Source organism: Streptomyces sp. TRM64462 (assembly GCF_013362995.1).
Taxonomy (GTDB): Bacteria; Actinomycetota; Actinomycetes; order Streptomycetales; family Streptomycetaceae; genus Streptomyces.
In genome coordinates this window covers 1-1,653 of record NZ_JABWDV010000008.1, presented here as the reverse complement: position 1 = coordinate 1,653, position 1,653 = coordinate 1, and the positions used below count along the sequence as shown (strand labels likewise).

General features: G+C 78.3%; 2 protein-coding genes and 1 pseudogene. 1 reads left to right on the top strand and 2 read right to left on the bottom strand.

What is annotated here, in order from left to right; all coding sequences use genetic code 11:
• Positions 1 to 199: hypothetical protein (locus HTZ82_RS00270; RefSeq protein WP_175407186.1), on the top strand; the 199-nt coding region annotated here is incomplete at its 5' end.
• A 122-nt stretch (positions 200 to 321) separates the two neighbouring features.
• On the opposite strand, the gene HTZ82_RS00265 is transcribed toward HTZ82_RS00270, so the two are convergent.
• Positions 322 to 1,266, bottom strand: a complete 945-nt coding sequence (locus tag HTZ82_RS00265; protein ID WP_175407185.1) for an NAD(P)-dependent oxidoreductase — start codon at positions 1,264 to 1,266, stop codon at positions 322 to 324.
• Positions 1,263 to 1,653 (bottom strand): annotated as a pseudogene (locus HTZ82_RS00260) (hypothetical protein); the annotation flags it as partial. The gene HTZ82_RS00265 and the pseudogene HTZ82_RS00260, both read right to left, overlap by 4 nt.

Below are 1,653 nucleotides of genomic sequence, written 5' to 3'. Positions count from 1 at the left end.
GGCGGCCGGCCACTACTTCATCGAGGGCGTCCACGAACCCGCGCCCCTCCCCCCGGACTTCCTCTACGTCCGCCGCTCCCCGCGCGGTCCGGGGACGTGGGAGACCGGCGCGTACGAGCGCGGCGTCTGGCACCCGATCACGCACCACACCACCGAGGCGGCCGCCTGCACCGACCTCCTCCGCCTCCTCACCGGCTGACCCCGGCCCGGCCCGGGCGGTGCGCGAGGAGTTCGCCGCAGTTCGCCGGTGAGCCGGCCGCAGCGGGACGCCCCGCTCGCGGTGGAGCCCGCGGACCAGGACGAGGAGGTCGTTCTCGCCGGTCATCGGGGCCTCTCGGGGGAACACGGCGCGGCCTGGAGGTAGTCGGTGAGCGTGCGGCGGGCGGTCCAGCCTGCCGCACGGGCCTTGCCGACGTCGAGGACCACGGAGTGGGCGAGCTGGTCGACGGCGTAGCGGGTCAGCGGCGGCTCGGCGTACGGGCCGAGCCGGTGCCGGTGCCGGTGCCGGTGCAGGGCCTCAGCCGCGCCGGCCGCGGTGTGGGCGAGCGCCCGCGGGACGTGCCCTATGCGGGCGCGTATCCCGTGGGCGCGCAGGACCGTGCGCAGCGCCTCGTCGCGGCGGTACGGGACGGGGTCGGCGATGTTGTACGCGCCCGGCGCCCAGCCGGCGGCCTCCAGGCAGGCGTCGGCGAGGTTCTCCACGGCGGTGAGGCTGAGCGTGACGTCACGGCCGGGCACGAGCAGGAGGCCCCGGCGGACGCGGGACAGCAGCCGCGGCACGAGGTGCGGGTCGCCCGGCCCGTACACGGCACGCGGCCGCAGCACCACAGCGCCCGCCGCCAGGGCCAGGGCCTCGCCCGCCGCCTTGGTGCGCCCGTAGGCGTTGAGCTGCCCGCGCACGGGATGCTCCTCGGTGATCCGGGACCGGCCCGGCACGGGCGCGTACACGCTGGCGCTGCTCACCCACACGACGGGGCGGCCGGCGGCGGCCTCCAGCAGCCGCGCGGTGCCGTCGACGTTCACGGCCCGCATCACCGCCTCCCCCGGCGACCCGGGTACGGGGTCACCGACGGCGGCCGCGCAGTGCACGACGAGATCGGCCCCGCCGAGGTCGGGCACGCCGACCGTGGCATCCCACGGGACGTGCCGCCCGACGGGCCCGGGGCGCCGTCCCACGCACAGGACGTCCACGCCGAGCGCGGCGGCCGCGACGGCCACGTGCGACCCGCAGAAGCCACTGGCCCCAGTGACGGCGACGGTGGTCATCGCGCCTCGGCGGGGTGGGACGCGGGTGCGTGCGCGGGAGCTGCGGCACGCGGCGCGGGCGGCACCGTGGGGCATGCGTCGGGCGCCTCGGGAGGTGCGACATGTGCCGTGGCGGGGGCGACGGAGGCCCCGGGCGCCGCGGTCGGCACACCGGCGGGTGCGTCGAGGTCCCCGGGGCCCGCGACCGACGCCGTGGCGGACGCGACGGGCGCTCCGGGAGGTGCGACGCGTGTCGTGGCGGGCGTGCGGGGTGGTGTCGGGGTGGTGTCGTGCGTCGGCTGGGCGGTTTCGTTCGGCTCTGCCGTGCCGGGCGTGGTCGTCGCCCTGATGGTGAGGGTGCGCCAGCTCGGGAGGGCGGCGTGGCGGTCGGGGCGGGCGTGGGTGACG